This window comes from Planctomycetota bacterium, from assembly GCA_016235865.1.
Lineage (GTDB): Bacteria > Planctomycetota > MHYJ01 > JACQXL01 > JACQXL01 > JACRIK01.
Genome location: JACRIK010000026.1, coordinates 96,884 through 114,429, shown reverse-complemented (window position 1 = coordinate 114,429; position 17,546 = coordinate 96,884). Strand labels below are relative to the sequence as shown.

The 17,546-nt window shown below is 50.6% G+C and carries 16 protein-coding genes; 10 read left to right on the top strand and 6 right to left on the bottom strand.

The window, feature by feature from the left end; all coding sequences use genetic code 11:
- Positions 1-6 precede the first annotated feature (6 nt).
- The 4 genes from HZA49_07770 (at position 7) to ruvC (ending at position 3,477) form a co-directional block, all read left to right on the top strand.
- The gene (locus tag HZA49_07770) at positions 7-1,029 is read left to right on the top strand and encodes a 4Fe-4S dicluster domain-containing protein (protein ID MBI5779338.1); all 1,023 of its coding nucleotides are present in this window, start codon (positions 7-9) and stop codon (positions 1,027-1,029) included.
- A complete protein-coding gene (locus HZA49_07765; GenBank protein ID MBI5779337.1) occupies positions 1,029-2,051 on the top strand; it encodes a HEAT repeat domain-containing protein in 1,023 nt (340 codons plus the stop codon). The genes HZA49_07770 and HZA49_07765 overlap by 1 nt, the downstream gene beginning before the upstream one ends.
- Before the next feature lie 6 nt (positions 2,052-2,057).
- Positions 2,058-2,891 (top strand): FAD/NAD(P)-binding protein, encoded by an 834-nt coding sequence (locus tag HZA49_07760; GenBank protein ID MBI5779336.1) that lies wholly within the window; start codon positions 2,058-2,060, stop codon positions 2,889-2,891.
- 91 nt (positions 2,892-2,982) lie between these two features.
- Positions 2,983-3,477 carry a crossover junction endodeoxyribonuclease RuvC gene (gene ruvC, locus HZA49_07755; GenBank protein ID MBI5779335.1) on the top strand — a complete coding sequence of 165 codons (495 nt, stop codon included), beginning with the start codon at positions 2,983-2,985 and terminating at the stop codon, positions 3,475-3,477.
- A 303-nt stretch (positions 3,478-3,780) separates the two neighbouring features.
- On the opposite strand, the gene HZA49_07750 is transcribed toward ruvC, so the two are convergent.
- A complete protein-coding gene (locus HZA49_07750; GenBank protein MBI5779334.1) occupies positions 3,781-3,918 on the bottom strand; it encodes a hypothetical protein in 138 nt (45 codons plus the stop codon).
- Positions 3,919-3,958: 40 nt separating this feature from the next.
- Here HZA49_07750 and HZA49_07745 point away from each other — a divergent pair, with 40 nt between their 5' ends.
- Complete coding sequence (locus HZA49_07745) at positions 3,959-4,213, top strand: hypothetical protein (protein MBI5779333.1); 255 nt, start codon at positions 3,959-3,961, stop codon at positions 4,211-4,213.
- A 54-nt stretch (positions 4,214-4,267) separates the two neighbouring features.
- On the opposite strand, the gene HZA49_07740 is transcribed toward HZA49_07745, so the two are convergent.
- From HZA49_07740 to secA, 3 genes are all read right to left on the bottom strand, one after another.
- Positions 4,268-4,528 carry a transposase gene (locus HZA49_07740; GenBank protein ID MBI5779332.1) on the bottom strand — a complete coding sequence of 87 codons (261 nt, stop codon included), beginning with the start codon at positions 4,526-4,528 and terminating at the stop codon, positions 4,268-4,270.
- Positions 4,529-4,779: 251 nt separating this feature from the next.
- Positions 4,780-5,334, bottom strand: a complete 555-nt coding sequence (locus HZA49_07735) for a hypothetical protein (protein MBI5779331.1) — start codon at positions 5,332-5,334, stop codon at positions 4,780-4,782.
- Positions 5,335-5,441: 107 nt separating this feature from the next.
- Entirely contained in the window at positions 5,442-8,042 is a 2,601-nt protein-coding gene (gene secA / locus HZA49_07730) for a preprotein translocase subunit SecA (protein MBI5779330.1), read from the bottom strand.
- An 89-nt stretch (positions 8,043-8,131) separates the two neighbouring features.
- Between secA and HZA49_07725 the strand changes: the two genes are divergently transcribed.
- The 5 genes from HZA49_07725 to HZA49_07705 all read left to right on the top strand — a co-directional run bounded on the left by HZA49_07725 (position 8,132) and on the right by HZA49_07705 (position 14,669).
- A complete protein-coding gene (locus tag HZA49_07725) occupies positions 8,132-8,947 on the top strand; it encodes an SPOR domain-containing protein (protein ID MBI5779329.1) in 816 nt (271 codons plus the stop codon).
- Between the two features lie 83 nt (positions 8,948-9,030).
- Positions 9,031-11,769: a DNA mismatch repair protein MutS gene (gene mutS, locus HZA49_07720; GenBank protein ID MBI5779328.1), complete on the top strand. Its 2,739-nt coding sequence runs from the start codon at positions 9,031-9,033 to the stop codon at positions 11,767-11,769.
- 12 nt (positions 11,770-11,781) lie between these two features.
- Entirely contained in the window at positions 11,782-13,095 is a 1,314-nt protein-coding gene (locus HZA49_07715; protein ID MBI5779327.1) for a B12-binding domain-containing radical SAM protein, read from the top strand.
- A gap of 23 nt (positions 13,096-13,118) precedes the next feature.
- On the top strand, positions 13,119-13,874 hold the full coding sequence (locus HZA49_07710; GenBank protein MBI5779326.1) for a YIP1 family protein: 756 nt from the start codon (positions 13,119-13,121) through the stop codon (positions 13,872-13,874).
- Between the two features lie 129 nt (positions 13,875-14,003).
- On the top strand, positions 14,004-14,669 hold the full coding sequence (locus HZA49_07705; protein ID MBI5779325.1) for a M48 family metallopeptidase: 666 nt from the start codon (positions 14,004-14,006) through the stop codon (positions 14,667-14,669).
- A 56-nt stretch (positions 14,670-14,725) separates the two neighbouring features.
- Here HZA49_07705 and HZA49_07700 read toward each other — a convergent pair whose 3' ends face one another.
- Positions 14,726-16,288 (bottom strand): hypothetical protein, encoded by a 1,563-nt coding sequence (locus HZA49_07700; protein ID MBI5779324.1) that lies wholly within the window; start codon positions 16,286-16,288, stop codon positions 14,726-14,728.
- A 450-nt stretch (positions 16,289-16,738) separates the two neighbouring features.
- Positions 16,739-17,518, bottom strand: coding sequence for an rRNA pseudouridine synthase (locus HZA49_07695; protein MBI5779323.1), 780 nt, complete (start codon positions 17,516-17,518; stop codon positions 16,739-16,741).
- Positions 17,519-17,546: the final 28 nt, after the last annotated feature.

Sequence of the window (17,546 nt, the reverse complement as noted above, 5' to 3'; positions counted from 1 at the left end):
GCAAATATGTTGATAAGCCAGAATAATCTGAAGGCGTTAATTGAAGCGCTGATAAAGGACAAGCGAACTGTTATTGCCCCGGTAAAAGAAGGCAAGGATTCGGCCTATAAGGCCATCACCTCATTTGCCGAAGTCAATCTGGACATGCCCTTCCCGACCAAATCCACCAAGGAATACTTCTTCGCGGACAGCGAGCCGATTCTGAACTATTCATTCCCTAAAAAAGGCAAGATTAGCATAACCGAGCCGCCCGAACCCAAGGAACTAATCCTGTTCGGCATGCGGCCCTGCGAGGCCGTCTCCTATCCGATTATGGACAAGGTCTTTACCTGGGACTATAACGACGAATTCTATCTCAAGCGCCGCCAGAAGAATATTATCATCACCTTGGCCTGCGAGAAGTGCGACGAATTCTGCTTCTGCACCAGCGTGGGTATCACGCCCCAGACCACCGAAGGCAGCGATATCTTTCTACAGAAAACTACCAAAGGAAACTATCTGGTTAAACCCATCAGCGATAAAGGCAAGAATCTGGCTAACCAATATAAAACACTCTTTACTGATACTAACGAAACTCCTATCGAATACAAAGGGCCGGACCAGAAGTTCGACCTGTCCAAAATTAAGCCCTGGCTGGCCAAGAACTTCGAGCATCCGATCTGGGCCAAAATCACCCTGCCCTGCATCGGCTGCGGTGCCTGCACCTATCTCTGCCCGACCTGCCACTGCTTTGATATCATTGACGAAGGCACGCCCAAGGGTGGCCAGCGCTGCAAGAACTGGGATGCCTGCCAGTTTGGCATGTTCACGGTCCACGCCTCGGGCCATAACCCGCGCGATATGCAGTCAAAGCGATTCCGGCAGCGCATCGAACACAAATTCAATTATTATCCCGATAAATTCGACCGGACGCTCTGTGTCGGTTGCGGGCGGTGTGTCCGCCACTGCCCGGCTGATATGAGCTTACTGAACGTGTTAATACAGATAAATAAATTAGCCACAGAGGCACAGAGCACACAGAGTAAATAATGCTTAAATATCTCTTATCTATCTTATTTATATTAGGCATCTCTTCACCGGTTTATGCCTGCGGTATGTGTATTGATGAACAAGTTGTGTGGTATTTCCCATTTGCAATACTTGTAGTGCCACTTTACCTCTTATGGCTTCTTACCCTGACCGTATCAAGAATATTTATCCACAAATCGGATACTGGTGAAGGAGTTTACACAGCCTATCCTGAGAGTCGCGACATACGAAAAGGATGGATTCTCTTTCTCCTTTGTATTCTAATCTCTATACTGACTTGTGGAAGTTTTTTTGCTTCCGGATTAGCCCTCTCTTTTATCTGGGGGTGGTATCTGATAAAACAGATAATAAGGTGGTATACAACCAAATCTCCGCATAAAAAAGGTCATATATTCATCTGGTTACACAGTATAACCATATTTTTGATTATCAGTGTCGGAATATCTCTCTTCGTCTATTTACGCACTTATGAAGGTCTCTTATTACAATTCAAAAACGGCCAGCCATCATCCCCTGCTGCTCCCATAATTGCCCAATATCCTGATAAATTGGTTAAATCGCTTGATGAATTAGATGGATGGGCTAAGGAGCGCGCTATACGTTTATTAGCAAAGAATCCTGAGAATAAGAAATTTGCCCCTGAGATTGCTAAATGTCTTAACGATAAAGACCTTTCTGTTCGCAAGGAAGTTATTAAAGCACTTGATAAGTTTGGGGTTGTTGAAACCTATATTGATACTATCGCAAAACTACTTAGTGATGACAACTCTTATCCCCATATTCGTGGTGACGTTGCCGAGATGTTAGCCAAATATGGAGCAAAACAATACACTAAAGACATAGCGAAACTTCTTAAGGATGATAATTACTTAACCCGTATCCAAGCCATCAGGGCGCTTGATAAACTTGATGCCAGAGAATATACCCAGGAAATAGAGAAATTAATCAATGATGGCGATTCGTGGGTCAGGAATCAGGCAATAGAAACCTTTAATAAATGGAAATCTCAGAAATCAGAGTAATATACTATGACTAATATCTATACCCCCTATTTAATGACCGTGGCCGAGATAATCGAAGAAACCTACGACACCAAGACCATGAAACTCCTCTTCCAGGACGAGGCAGTGGCCAAGGCGTTTGCCTTCAAGGCCGGGCAATTCGGCCTGTATTCGGCATTCGGCGAGGGTGAATCCACCTTCTGTATTGCCTCAGCCCCGACCAAACAGGGTTATATTGAATGTTGTTTCCGCAAGTCCGGCCGGGTGACCAAGGCGCTGTTTAATTCAGAGGTCGGCGACACCATCGGATTCCGCGGCCCCTACGGCAACTCCTTCCCGCTGGATAAATTCCAGGGCAAGGACATCGTCTTTATCGCCGGCGGCATCGGCCTGGCGCCTATCCGTTCGGTCATCTGGAACTGCCTGGACCTGCGGCAACAATTCGGCAAGATTACCATTGTCTACGGCGCCCGGACCGTGGCTGATTTGGTTTATAAACGCGAACTGCCTGAATGGGCTAAATATCCGGATACCACAGTGGTTCAGGCCGTTGACCCGGGCGGTGAAACAAAAGACTGGACCGGCAAGGTCGGCTTAGTGCCGGTGATATTGGAACAGGCCAATCCGAATAGCTCCAATGGCGTAGCACTAATCTGCGGGCCGCCTATCATGATAAAGTTTACACTGCCGGTCCTGGATAAACTGGGTTTTGGGCCGGAGAATATTTATACTACTTTGGAAAACCGGATGAAGTGCGGGCTGGGCAAATGCGGCCGGTGCAATGTGGGCTCGGTCTATGTCTGTAAGGAAGGCCCGGTCTTCAGCGCCGCGCAGATGAAAGAGCTACCCGCCGAATACTAAAGAACGAAAGGACTGAAGAACTAAAAAACTTATTGTTCTGGAGTTTACCCTGTAAGAGTCCTTCAGTTTATTAGTTCTTTAGTTATAATCTATGCTAATTCTCGGCATTGACCCCGGCACGCGCATCATCGGCTACGGCATCGTCTCCACCGAACCTAAAATAAAGGTCATCACCTACGGGGTCATCAAGACCCAGGACGCCCTGCCCAAAGATTCCAAGTGCGACGCCACCACCCTATCCACCCGCCTGCTGCGCAGTTACCAGCAAATCCTCAAGATAATCAAGGAATTCCAGCCGGACCAGATGGCCATAGAGACCGTGTTCTTCTCTATGGATGCTCAGGCCACAATCAAGATAGGCGAAGCACGCGGAGTGGCACTGCTGGCGGCCGCCGCCACCAGCACCCCGGTCTATGAATATTCACCGGCTGAGGTCAAGAAAAGCGTCACCGGCAACGGCCGGGCTGACAAGGTCCAAGTGGCTGAAATGGTCAAGAACATCCTGTCCTTAGACAAAATCCCCAAACCCTACGACGCCTCAGATGCCCTGGCTATTGCCATTTGCCATACCCATAGGATTGGGTAGGGACAACCCCTTTAATCCCTCCGTACGGAGGGAATGCCTCTATTACTCCCCCTTATGGCTCCGAAGCGCCATGGCGTCTTTAGCGCCAGAAAAGGGGGCCGGGGGGTTGTTGTTACCTCTGGCATGGTTCGGAGTTTACCCCACCCCATCGGGAAGGGGGATTCTATCAATATTTGCTGTAGTTATTAAAGTTAAGGCGTTATGCGAATAAATATCCCTTGGGGCGGAAACTTTCATCCCTGGGGCTGAATCTTTCATCCCTGGGTCTGAACCTTTCATCCCTGGGACTGAACCGTTCATCCCTCAGTCCAAGCGCTCATCCTTGGGGATGAACCTTTCATCCCTTGGGCTGAATCCTTCATCTCTGGGACTGAACCTTTCATCCCTGGGGCTGAATCTTTCATCCCTTGGGCTGAAACAGTCATCCCTCAGTCCCAGCATTCATCCTTGGGGATGAATCTTTCATCCCTCGGTCTGCCCTGTGCGAAGCACTGGTCGGGAGCATCCAGCCGGCGGCTGGAGCGCACCGGGTACACCGTTCATCCCTCAGGCGGAAACCTTCCCCGCCAAGGCGGATTTCTTCTCCGCTAAAGCGGATTTCTTTCCCGCTCAAGCGGATTTCTTCCCCGCTCAAGCGGATTTCCTCCCCAATATGGCGGATTTCTTTCCCACCAGCGGTATTGTGCAGGTTTTTCGTGGAGCCAGAATATTAATCAGGTATGTCCTGCCGGATTAGAAAAACAGCGCCTTAGAACGCAGTGATTTAAATGCTTACCTCCGAAGGTGTGTGTCACCAGAACCAAGAATGAACTTTCTTGGCTATCTTACGGCTGGCCCGGATACCATTAGCATAGCCCCAGATAAGTATTTTCAGCATCATTTTGGTATTAAATCGCGGACGGCCCTCCATTTTAATCTCCTGGAATCCGGATATATCTAATTGGTCTATTATCTCTGAAAATATACGAGCCGGAGTATCTTTATTTATCCATTCATCAAGGCGAGGCGGTAACAGGAATTGCTGATTCTGGTCATAAGGACGTGTTGGCATGATTTAATCTCCTTCCTTGACCTCATCATAACAAAAATATATGATTTACATAGAAAGATAGAACTGGTTTTTGGACAAGCTCTGTGTCCCCAGAATTTGCCCGGTCTAATGTGTCCCACGCACCAGTCTACAACCCGTAGGCATATGCTCCCGGCTCGTAGGCATACGCTCCCAGCTCGTGGCGTCAACCCGCAGGGTTCCCAGTAGGAAGGCGCCACAATTCGCTCCAAAGGGATTGGAAAGATTATTCGTTATGGCTTATTAGGTATGGCGTCCCCGGAATTCGAAATAATATGCTCCCATTTCAATATGGTATTCTTTAAATTTCGTCCATTAGCTATTTTTATCAGTATACTTTGAAATAACTCATTCCGATCTTTTTTTACGGTAACTAATAATATAGGGTGCCCAGCTTCTGTTTTGATTGCTGCGACTTTAGGATTACCGAATTCAACAATACACGCCGGTATTCTATCGTCATATACTGGACCTAAAAGCTGACCCATTATATCAATTCTTTTAAAAAACCTATGATACAGAGAGGGGTAATATTTATTAATAACCCTAGGGGTTCCCAGTTTTGTAAAGGATTGAACTAAATTAGATAGAATCCCTTCAAATTCATTACTGGTATCTAAATCAGAAAAATCGTTAAATCCAGCTTTATTAAAACATGCATCCGCATCAACAGGTGCGGGCCAGATAGCATACAGACTATTATCTTTCCCTGTATACTCGGCATAATATCGAGGTTCTATTTCAGCCCAATGTAGAGTATGAATAGCAAAATCTTCTTCTTTTGTCATTTTGTATTCCTTTATCCTGGAATTCCGGAAATACCCTGCTTAATTACCACCCTTTCCACGGCAAGGCAAGAGAATTACGCTATAGATAGATTTGTTTAATCAGATTATTATCTTCCTACTCCGCAGCACTTCTTGAACTTCTTTCCACTTCCACAAGGACACGGGTCGTTGCGTCCGGTTTCTTTGCTACTACCGATGATAGGTTTCGGTCGTTCTACGGGGGGTTGTAACCCGGCGCTATCCGGAGATGCTGGCTTTCCGCCTGAGGCGGATCCGCCTTTGGCGGAGACCGTTTCAAAACTGCCTAATTCCTTGTGCGAGGTGTCGCTGATTTTCCAGATCCGGGCCAACTCCTCTTCCAATTCCTTAATGGGCTGAACCTTGAATATCAGTTCGGTCACCTCATTCTTGACGCCGGCCAGCATCTCGTCAAACATCCGGTAGCCCTCGCGCTTGTATTCCATCTTCGGGTCGGTCTGGGCATAACTGCGTAGCCCAATACCGCTCCGCAAATAATCCATGGCATAGAGATGGTTCTTCCACCGCTCGTCTATCTTTTCCAGCAGGATAAAACGCTCGACATTACGCATATATTCCGTGCCCAGTTTCTGCTCCCGCTCGGTATATGATTTCTCCGCCTCCTTGATTATCCGCTCCTCCAACCCTTCCATATCGCTCTTCAAGGCAGTCAGGTCCGGGGCCGGGACATTGACGCCGATTTTCTGCTTTAGCAGGTCGGACAGTCCCTGGAAGTCCCACTCCTTGGAATCCTCGGGCAGGAATTTGTCTATCTTCTCGTAGATGGATTCCTTAATCATCTCCATAACCATTTCCTTGAGGTTTTCACCCTTGAGTATCTTCTGGCGCTGGCCATAGACAATCAGGCGCTGTTCGTTCATGACCTTATCATAATCCAGTAGATTCTTGCGGATATCAAAGTTGTGGGACTCCATCCGTTTCTGGGCCTTTTCTATGGCGTTGGAAACCAGCCGGCTGGCTATGGGCTGTCCCTTTTCCATACCCAGTTTCAGGAGCAGTGCGGATACCCACTGGGGCGCAAAGAGCCGCAGGATATGGTCTTCCAGGGAGAGAATGAATTGTGACGAGCCCGGGTCGCCCTGGCGTCCGGCCCGGCCGCGTAACTGGTTGTCAATCCGGCGCGCCTCGTGACGCTCGGTACCCAGGATATGCAGGCCTCCCAATTTGGCCACACCCTCGCCCAATACAATATCCGTGCCTCTCCCAGCCATGTTGGTGGCGATGGTGACTGCCCCGCGCTGTCCGGCATTGGCCACTATCTGGGCCTCGCGTTCGTGCTGTTTGGCATTAAGCACATCGTGCTTGGTGCCCCGGCGCTTGAGCATATCGCTAATGCGTTCTGAATTCTCAATGGACGTAGTGCCGACCAGGATGGGCCGTCCGGTAGAACTTGTCTGGACTATCTCCTCAACAATGGCCTCGAATTTCTCATCCTCCACCCGGAAGACCAAATCCGGATAACTATGCCGGGTCAGTGTTTTATTGGTCGGGATGGTCACCACTTCTAATTTATAGATGCTAAAGAATTCCATGGCCTCGGTGATGGCCGTGCCGGTCATGCCGGACAGTTTCTCATACATCCGGAAATAGTTCTGGAGGGTAATGGTGGCCAGGGTCTGGTTCTCCTCGCGGATTTTCAGGTTCTCGTGCGCCTCGACCGCCTGGTGCAGCCCGTCGCTCCAGCGCCGGCCCGGCATCAAGCGCCCGGTGAATTCATCCACGATAATAACCTCGTTGTCCTTGACGATATATTCCTTATCCTTTTTATACAATTCCTTGGCGCGCAAGGCCTGCTCGATATGGTGGGGCCATTCCATATTCTGGCCGGTATAAAAGGTGTCCACGCCAACCAGCTTCTGGGCCTTTTCTATGCCGGTCTCGGTCAGGATAACCGAATTCTCTTTCTCCTTGACTGCGTAATCAATGTCCTTCTTCATCTGCTTGGCCACCCGTTCGGCCACGTAATATTTGTCGGTCGATTCCTCAGCCGGACCGGAAATAATCAGCGGCGTCCGGGCCTCGTCAATCAGGATGCTGTCCACTTCGTCAACGATGCCAAAATAATACCCGCGCTGGACCTGGGAATCGAACCTGACCTTCATATTATCGCGCAGGTAGTCGAATCCGAATTCGTTATTAGTGCCATAGGTGATGTCGCAGCCATAGGCCGCCTTACGTTCCGGATTGTCCATATGGTTCTGGATGACGCCGACGGTTAAGCCGAGCATCTCGTAAATCGGACCCATCCACTCGCGGTCGCGCTTGGCCAGATAGTCGTTGACGGTCACGATATGCACGCCCTTGCCGGGCAGCGCATTAAGATAGGCCGGAAGCGTAGCCACCAGGGTCTTGCCCTCGCCGGTGGCCATCTCGGCAATCTTGCCTTGATGGAGCACCATGCCACCGATAAGCTGGACGTCAAAGTGGCGCATCTTGGTGGTGCGCTTGCTGGCCTCACGAACCACGGCAAAGGCCTCAGGCAACAGGTCATCCAGGGTCAGGCCGTCCTTCAGGCGCTGGCGGAATTCCGCGGTCTTGGCGCGGAGTTGCTCGTCGGAAAGTAACTGCATCACCCTGTCAAAACTGTTCACCCGTTCCACCACCCGGGAGAGCGCATTGACCAGCCGCTCGTTCCGGGACGGGAATAACTTTCTGATAAAACCTAACATAGCCACAGATTACACAGATGAACACTGCTTGTCAAGAAGTGCTATCCATAATTCTTGACCCTGAGGTAGATGTTTAGTAGATTATTGGTATGAAATTTGCCATTTGGCCTTTGTCATTAGCCATTCTCGTCGCGGCCCTGGCCGGATGCCCTTCCCTGCCACCGGCGGTATTTCCCAACAATGAGGCGTTCCGCCAGGCCGAGGACAACTTCCTGAACGGCAACTACGCCGAGGCCATCGGCTATTACCAGCAGTTTATCGCGACCGAAAAGAAGTCTGATTATATCCCGGAGGCGTATTACCGGATGGGCGTATCCTATCTGGCCCTGACCAACTATCCGGAGGCGGAAAGGAATCTGCTTAAGGCGCTGAATAACCCGCCCCGTAATAACCGCTTGTCATTTGAAGTGCTCACTTATAATGCACTGGCCCAGCTCTACCAATCTCAACATAAATATAAGGCCTCGGTCAGTTATTACCAGCGGGCCATCAAGAACAATAATAATGAATTGTCACTACCCGAGCTCCATTACAACATCGGCATCTGCCTGATGCGTAACGAACAATATGCCCAGGGAAAAGAGCATCTCCAGTCAGCGCTGGAGGCGCTCCAGCCAGAAAACGAGCCGGACGAAAAACTCCGCGAACATATCCAGGAACGGCTGTCCATACCGCCGGATATCTTCACGGTCCAGCTGGGCAAATACAGCGTCAAGGAAAATGCCCTGAGTTACCAGGCAGAGCTGGCCCAGGAAAAAGGCATCGATGCCACGGTTAATATTATCCTGATAGCCGGCAAGGAATTCTATTATGTCTGGTCCGGCCGGTACGAGACCTTTGAAGAGGCCAAGAAAGAGGCGGACCGAATAAACGAAACCGGCACCGAGGCGATTGTTATTCCATAAACTGAAGAACGAAAGGACTAAAGAACGGAAGAACTTGTTATTTCGTTTATCAGTTCTTTAGTTTCTCCGTTGTAATTTGAACTATGACCCCATTAATGGAACAATACCAGGCCATCAAGACCAAATATCCCGGGGAGATACTGTTTTTCCGGCTGGGCGATTTCTACGAGATGTTCTATGACGATGCCAAGACCGCATCCCGGGTGCTGGGTATCACCCTGACCTCGCGCTTCAAGGATGAAAAAACCGTGCCCATGGCCGGCGTGCCCTACCACTCGGCTACCAACTATATCAACCGACTGCTCAAGTCCGGATTCAAGGTGGCTATCTGCGAACAGACCGAACCGGCCGAATCAGCCGAAGGACTGGTGGACCGCTCGGTCATCAGGGTCATCACGCCCGGCACCATCCTGGAAGACAACATTCTTAACAGCAAGGCGCCCAACTTCCTGTGCGCTATTGCTTTCGGAACGCTCAACGCTCAACGCTCTACGCCGGAAAACGCTATTGGTCTGGCCTGGATTGACCTGTCTACCGGCGAATTCAAAACCCAAGAATTTCCCTACAACCTCAACCGCCTCATAGACGAACTGCGCCGGATAAACCCGGCTGAGTGCCTGATTCCGGAATACCTGGCTGACCAGAAACCTGAAATCCTCAGCGGACTCAAGGCCAGCCTCAACGCCACCTTTACGCCGGTCAGCGACTGGACATTTGAGTTCACCAGCGCCTATAAGACCCTGCTGGAACATTTTCATACCGCCAACCTGGCCGGATTCGGCTGTGAAGGCCTGAAGAGTGGAATCTCGTCTGCCGGCGCCATCATGCAGTATCTCTACCATACCCAGCCCAGCCATAATCTCCAACCCGGCACAACCAAATTAGAGCTTATAAGCGGCGCGCTTAAATACATCACCAAGTTGGAACGCTATTCGGCTGACAACCGGCTTTACATAGACCGGACTACCCAGGTCTCGCTGGAATTGCTGGGCACTATCTCATCCCAGCGCTATGGATTACAAACAAACGCTGTGCCGGAAGATATTTCCTACGGCTCGTTGCTCTGGGTGCTAGACAAGACCCAGAGCGCCATGGGCGCGCGTCTGCTCAGGGATTGGCTGCTGTCTCCCCTGACCGACATCAGCCGGATCAAACAGCGCCAGGACGGCGTCGGGGTGTTCGTCCGTGATATGACCAGGCGCCGGGAACTTCAGAAAGAACTCAAGGATTGCGTGGATATCGAACGCATCACGGCCAAGATCGGCTCGGGCCGGGCCAATCCGCGCGATATGGTGGCCCTCAAAAGAACATTGCAGAGAATCCCGCTTATCAAAAGCCGGCTTGTTTTACAAGATAAGACCTACGACATTATCAAGGATATATTCAGTCGGCTGGATCCGTTAGAGCCGTTGCAGAAACTCATTGCCACCGCGCTGGTTGATGACCCGCCTCTGGAAATCACCGAAGGCGGATTTATCCGCGAGGACTATAACGCCGAACTCGATAAACTCCGTGGTATGTGCAAGGAAGGCATGGACTTCATCGCCAGATTCCAGGCCGAGGAAATCAAACGCACCGGCATCAACTCGCTCAAGGTCGGCTATAATCAGGTCTTCGGCTACTACATCGAAATCACCAACGTGCACCAGACCAAGATACCGGACAATTATATCCGCAAGCAGACCCTTAAGAACTGCGAGCGCTATATCACCCCGGAACTCAAGGACTACGAAACCCAGGTCCTGCACGCCCGGGAACGCAGCCAGAAGATGGAATACGAAATATTTATCCAGGTGCGCCAGGACGCTGAACAATATATCACCCAACTCCAGAATATCGCATCCGGCATTGCCCAATTGGATTGCCTGCTGTCACTGGCCACTGTAGCCAGTGAAAACAACTACTGCGCTCCGACAATTGACGACTCTCTGGTCATCAAGATTACCGAAGGGCGCCATCCGGTCCTGGAAAAGATATTAGACGAGAAATTTATACCTAACGATATCCTATTAGACAATGAACAACAGCGCATCATCATCCTGACCGGCCCGAACATGGCCGGCAAATCCACCTATATAAGGCAGGTGGCGCTGATAGTGTTGATGGCCCAGATGGGCGGCTTTGTGCCGGCCAGGGAAGCCATTATCGGCGTGGTAGACCGCATCTTTACCCGGGTCGGAGCATCGGATGAACTCACCCGAGGCGCCAGCACCTTTATGGTTGAGATGAACGAAACCGCCAATATCCTCAATAACGCCACCACCCGGAGTTTGATTATCCTGGATGAAATCGGCCGGGGCACCTCGACCTTTGACGGCGTCAGCATTGCCTGGGCCGTGACCGAATACATCCACGACCGCTTGGGCAGCCGGACGCTCTTTGCCACGCATTATCACGAACTGACCGAACTGGCCCTGATTCTGCCGGCCATAAAGAACTACCATATTGCGGTCAAGGAATGGGGCGACAAGATAATATTCACTCGCCAGATTATCATCGGCGGTACGGACAAGAGTTACGGCATCCACGTGGCCCGTCTGGCCGGACTGCCCAAAGAAACCATCAAGCGGTCCCGACAGATACTTGGCCAACTGGAAAAGCAGGGATTTGATGTCCAGGGCAAACCGTTATTAGACGGCGGCGCGCATAAGTTAAAACCAGCTGACCTGAACCAGCTGGCACTGTTCAGCGCCCTGCCCCACCCGGTGGCCGAGGCGCTCAAGGATTTAGATGTCAACTCACTCACGCCTATTCAGGCACTGGAAAAACTGGCTGAGATAAAGAAATTACTGGACAAGGAAATAAAACAGAACGAACTCTAAATGGCGGAATGCATGAAGGTATTATTGATTTCACCAAGTATTGCCCCGGACATCAAAACCCCTAAGGGGCTGATGATTCCCCAATTGGCCCTGCATATCTTAGAAGGTCTGACGCCTCCGGAATACGAGGTGAAGACAGTAGAGGAAGAGACCGAACGGATAAACCTTGATGATGACTACGGCCTGGTCGGGATAAGCTGCATGACGGCCAATGCCCCGCGCGCCTATTATCTGGCTACTGAATTCAAGAAGCGCGGCAAGAAGGTGGTCCTGGGCGGGGTGCATCCAACACTCCTGCCTGATGAAGCCCTCAAATACGCTGATTCAGTGGTGGTGGGCGAGGCCGAGGGCGTCTGGGAACGGGTGCTGGAGGATTTCAAAAAAGGCACACTGCAAAGAACATATCATCATCCCAAACCCTCGCTGGAAAGATACATCCCCTTGAAGTTCAGGAAAGAGACCAAGAAAAGATTATTCAATGTCATTCCGGTCATGACCACCCGCGGATGCCCGTATAGCTGCGAGTTCTGCTGCGTCTCCGACATATTCGGCAAGGAAATCCGCCACGCTCCTATCAGCAATGTGGTCCGCGATATCGAAGACTCGCGGGGCAAGATATTCATATTCCTGGATGATAATATCATCGGCAAACCAAATTACGCCAAGGAACTGTTCAAGGCCATCACCGCTTATAAAATCAAGTGGGTGGGCCAGGCATCTATCTCATTCGTCCACGATGCGGAACTGATGAAACTGGCGGCGGACAGCGGCTGCGCCGCGCTCTTCTTCGGACTGGAAAGCGTGGCTGAAGCGCAGTTGAAAACCATGCGCAAATCCATCAAGGAAATCCGGGGCATCGAAGACGCCATAAAAATGGTCAAGGATTTGGGCATCCATTTCCACGCCTCGATGGTTTTCGGCTTTGACGGCGACACCAAGGATACATTCCCGGAAACCCTGGCCTTTCTGCAAAAGAACCAGGTCGGCACGGCCTCTTTAAATGTCCTGACGCCTTATCCCGGAACACGGATATACGAACAATTGAAACGGGAAGGCCGTCTGCTGACCACGGACTGGAAGTATTATGACCATTCCACGGTGGTATTCAAACCGAAAAATATGACCCCCTATGAGCTCCAGGCCGGAGAAATCTGGGTCAAGAAGGAATTCACCAAGATATCATCAATCTTACGAAGGTTATCCGGAAACCTGGACCATCCGCTGTTACATTTAGCGCTGAACCTTGCCAGCCGGAAAAACGTCAAGAAAGATACCGAGAGATTGCCAAAATTGGTATTAGAAATACCAGGATTCAAAACAAGGTAAAAACTTAACGAAAGGAGTTCTGTATGTTGTGTCCCAAATGCGCCAGAGAAACCGGACTTGTTTCCAACGCGGATAAATGCCCGCATTGCGGAGCCCAGATGACTATGGCCATGCCAAACACCCCCTCACCGGAAACAACCGACAAGATAATCACCTGGGATGACCAGGGCTCAATACTCACCCGCTTATTTAACACCTGGAGGGAATCCATGTTCCACCCAACCCGCTTCTTCAACCAGATGCCGACCAAGGCTGGCATCGGCAAGCCGCTGATATATATCCTAATTCTGGGATTTATCGGCATTGTCTTTGGAGCCAGCTGGCAATTACTGTACAATGCGCTACATATTCCTTTCCTTTCAATGGAAATCGAAAAGATACCGTTTCTGCGGAATTTTCCTTTACACCTTCTATTAGGCGCCTGGGTTATCGTATCGCCTCTGTTCATTGTAATAATGACTTTTGTCATGACTGGTATCTATCATCTCTGCCTAATGGTGCTGGGCGGTAATAAAAAAGGATTTGAAGCCACATTCAGGTCTTTTGTCTATGCAGGGGCCAGCCCTTCATTATTTAACATCCTTCCGTTCTGCGGCGCTTATGTGGGCGGAATATGGTTCATTGTCCTGGTCATCATCGGGTTCAGGGAAACCCACCGGATATCAACCGGCAAGGCGGTCCTGGCGTATTTTATCCCATTGATTCTGTGCATCTGCCTGACTTGTGGCCTGGCAGTTTTAGCGGCCATATTAATCCCGGCCTTTCTGACGTCCAGATAAACAGGTATGGAAGAAGATGGCTGAATTCAAAGAGGGAAAATAATTATGCGCTGGTAAAGATAAAGGTGAAAAAATACGAGAAACTGAATTACCACGTTAAAAACACCCTTTGCGGTATAACCGAACAGAATGCAATTAATTAGCAAAATCATCCGTTCCGGGCGCCGGAGCGTGGCGCTGGTCATTGCCCCGGATGCCACCCTGGTGGTGCGCGCGCCGCTGGCCGCTCCCCTGGCCTACATTGAAGACATCGTGCGCCGGAAGTCCGGCTGGGTCAGAAAGAAAATCGCCGAACTCAAGAGCCGGCCCCAGCCAACGCCCAAGCAATTTATCACCGGCGAGAAGTTCTTATACTTAGGACAGGCATACAAATTATACGTGGTGGATAACCAAAACGCGCCCCTGTTTTTCAGCCAGGCATTCTTCCTATCCAGTAGCTATCAGAGCAAGGCCAAAAGAATATTCCTAAAATGGTATTGGGAACAGGCGCGCGGCAAACTGCAGGAGCGGGCTGATTTCTATGCGGGGCAAACCGGCCTGAAATACCGGCGGCTCAGGATCAACAACGCCCAAACCAGATGGGGTTCCTGCAGCCGGGCCGGTAATCTTAATTTCAGCTGGCGGCTGATTATGGCGCCGCTGCCGGTGCTGGATTACCTGGTGACGCACGAAATCTGCCACCTGGCCCACCCCAACCACTCCCAGCGGTTCTGGAACAAGGTCGCCGGCCTCTGCCCGGAATACCAGCAACACCGGAAATGGCTCAAGCAGAACGATCATCTGATAACGATTTGATTACCACTCCCGCCAAATTGGATAGGTGATGTACCGCTGAGTGCGCTAATCAGAGTTTATGGCCAGTAACGCAGCACGATAAACTCGCTGCCATCAGAACCGCCGGCCACCACAATTTTACCGTCTGATTGAATCGCCACGGCATAGGCATAATTATAAACAACCCCTACCCTTGTAGTCACGATGCCGTTTGTGCCAAAGGCGGTATCAAGAGAACCATCCGTGTTGTAACGGGCCAAGGCAATCTGAGATCCTGAACCCTCGGTACCAACCGCGACAATCTTGCCGTCTGATTGGATGGCCAAAGCAACAACGCTAGACCCGGCTCCTATTGTTGTGGTTACTATGCCATCTGAATCAAAGGTGGCATCAAGAGAACCATCCGTGTTGTAACGAGCCAAGGCGAATTTGCCATCCCCCGAGCTACCGGCCACCACAATCTTGTTGTCCGGCTGTATGGCCACGGCAAATGAATAATCCGTAGTGCTTTCTATCGTCGTGGTTACGATGCCATCAGAATCAAAGGTGGTATCCAGTGCGCCATTCGCGCCATACTGGACCAGGGCAAAAGAAGAAGTCCCGTCAACATATTCTCCAGCCACCACAATCTTGGTGCCGGTAACGGCCACGGAATTCGCCACATCAATATTGGCCCCGATGGCGGTAGTCACCACGCCGTTTGAACCAAAGGTGTTGTCAATAACACCGTCACTGCTGTACCGGGCTACAGCAATGTCGTCATTAGAGCCGTTCCAGGATTTGCCGGCTGCGATAATCGTATTGTCCGGCTGGATGGCCAGAGCATTGACCGTGGCGCCGTTTTGTATCGTGGTCGTCACCACGCCGGTGCCGGATAAGCCAAAGCCCGTGTCCAGAATTCCGGCGGTCGTATAACGCGCTAATAGAAACGGACTGTTAGTCCCGGCGGCTACAATCCGGCCGTCTGACTGGATGCCCAGGGCGTTGACATATTCCGTACCGCCCAGGTCAGTCGTGGTGATGCCGCTTGTGCCAAAGGTGGTATCCGGCGAACCGTTTGCGTTGTAGCGGGCCAAGGCAAAATCCCAGTTAAATCCGGTATCAGCCCGGCCGGCCACCACGATTTTATTGTCGGACTGAATGGCAATACCCCGGGCGCCTTCATTGCTGCTGCCGATGGTGGTGGTTACCACGCCATCAGAATCAAAACTGACATCAAGCGAGCCGGACGCCGGCCGGGTCTGGAAACTCCAGACCGTCCCGGCAGTCGTGCCGTCTGAATTTTTGGAATCAATCCGCCAGTAATAAGTGGCGGCATAAGCAAGGGCAGTCGGAGAGGTATAATTAAGGGCGGTAATGCTGGTCGTAATCGGCGACCAGCCGGCGCTGGTTATTCCGAAATAGACATCATAAGAGGTGGCGCCGCTGGCCGCGGCCCAGCCCAATTGCTGATTAACCGGCCTATCGACCGAACTATTAGCCGGAACCGGCGAGGCTACCTGCGCCGGAGGATTGGACGTTGAACCATCGCCGCTGCTGCCGCTGCTGCCGCCGCCGCAACCGGCGTAATTAAAGATGGCCGCAAAAACCGCCAGCAATATTGCCATGGCGTATCTCGTCAGTCTTGTCTTGTCGCGCATAAAACACCTCCTTGCTTATTACAATAAAATGTCTAATATGCTTACTTTATAGTGGCAGTCAAGGAAAATGATATTTTTCCGGTAGATTACCGGATGATTATTAGGCACCACCTTTAAAACCAATATTTTACCCCTAAATAGAGGGGGGTACCCTACCCCTCCCCCGGGATACCCCCAGGGGTAATACCCTGTGGACAATATCTATACATCCTTAATATAGTAAGATATGTCTACTTGTATAGTAAATACCATACCCTTAAATAGTAAGATGCATATACTTGAATAGTAAACTGCACACCCTTAAATAGTAAGCTATATATACTTACATAGTAAATACCATACCTTTAAATAGTAAGATATATACACTGGAATAGTAAATACCACACCTTTAAATAGTAATCTATATGCCCTTGAATAGTAAGATGCAGCCCCTATTATCAATATGTATAGCTATACCGGGGAAAACTTCGCCCTGGGTGGATTTGCTTTGGGGAATATGGTGGCTTCCAATTCCTCGTATGACACCTGGCGGTATTGGCCCGGTTTGAGGTCGCCTAAGTGCAGGTTACCGATGCTGATTCTTTTGAGTTGCTTGACCGGGTATGAGAACCGGGCGAAGAGGCGCCGGACCTCGCGTTTCTTGCCTTCGGTCAGCGTAATCAGGAGCGAGGTGAATTCGCGTTCCCGTTTGATTATTTTTACCTTGGTCCGGGCGGTCCGGCCTTCGGACAGCCAGATGCCCTTCTGGACCTTTTCCATCACCGCCCCGTCCAAGTGGCCCCGGACCGATACGAAGTAGGTCTTGGGCACCTCAAAACTGGGATGGCTGGCCCGCTGGCAGAATCCGCCGTCATTGGTGGCGATAATCAGACCTTCGGAATCCTTGTCCAACCGCCCGACCGTATAGAGCCGCTCCCGGGTCTTAACTAAATCGACCACTCTCGGCTCATGCCCGGTATAGGTCATCAACGCGTTGCCCTTGGCCGGAAAAACCGCATTGGTGCAGAGATAACCCTTGGGCTTGTTGATGACGTAATAGACCTTGGGTTCGGGCTTTAAGAGCCGGCCGGAGAAATAGACCTTGTCCCGGTCCGGGTCTATCATGAATCCGAGTTCGGTGATGACCTTATTATTGACCCTAACCTTGCCTTCCTGGATAAGCACCTCGCTGTGCCGGCGCGAGGCCAGACCGGAATGAGCCAGAAACTTGTGTAATCTAATTTGTGACATACAATTTCAACCACAGATTTCACAGATT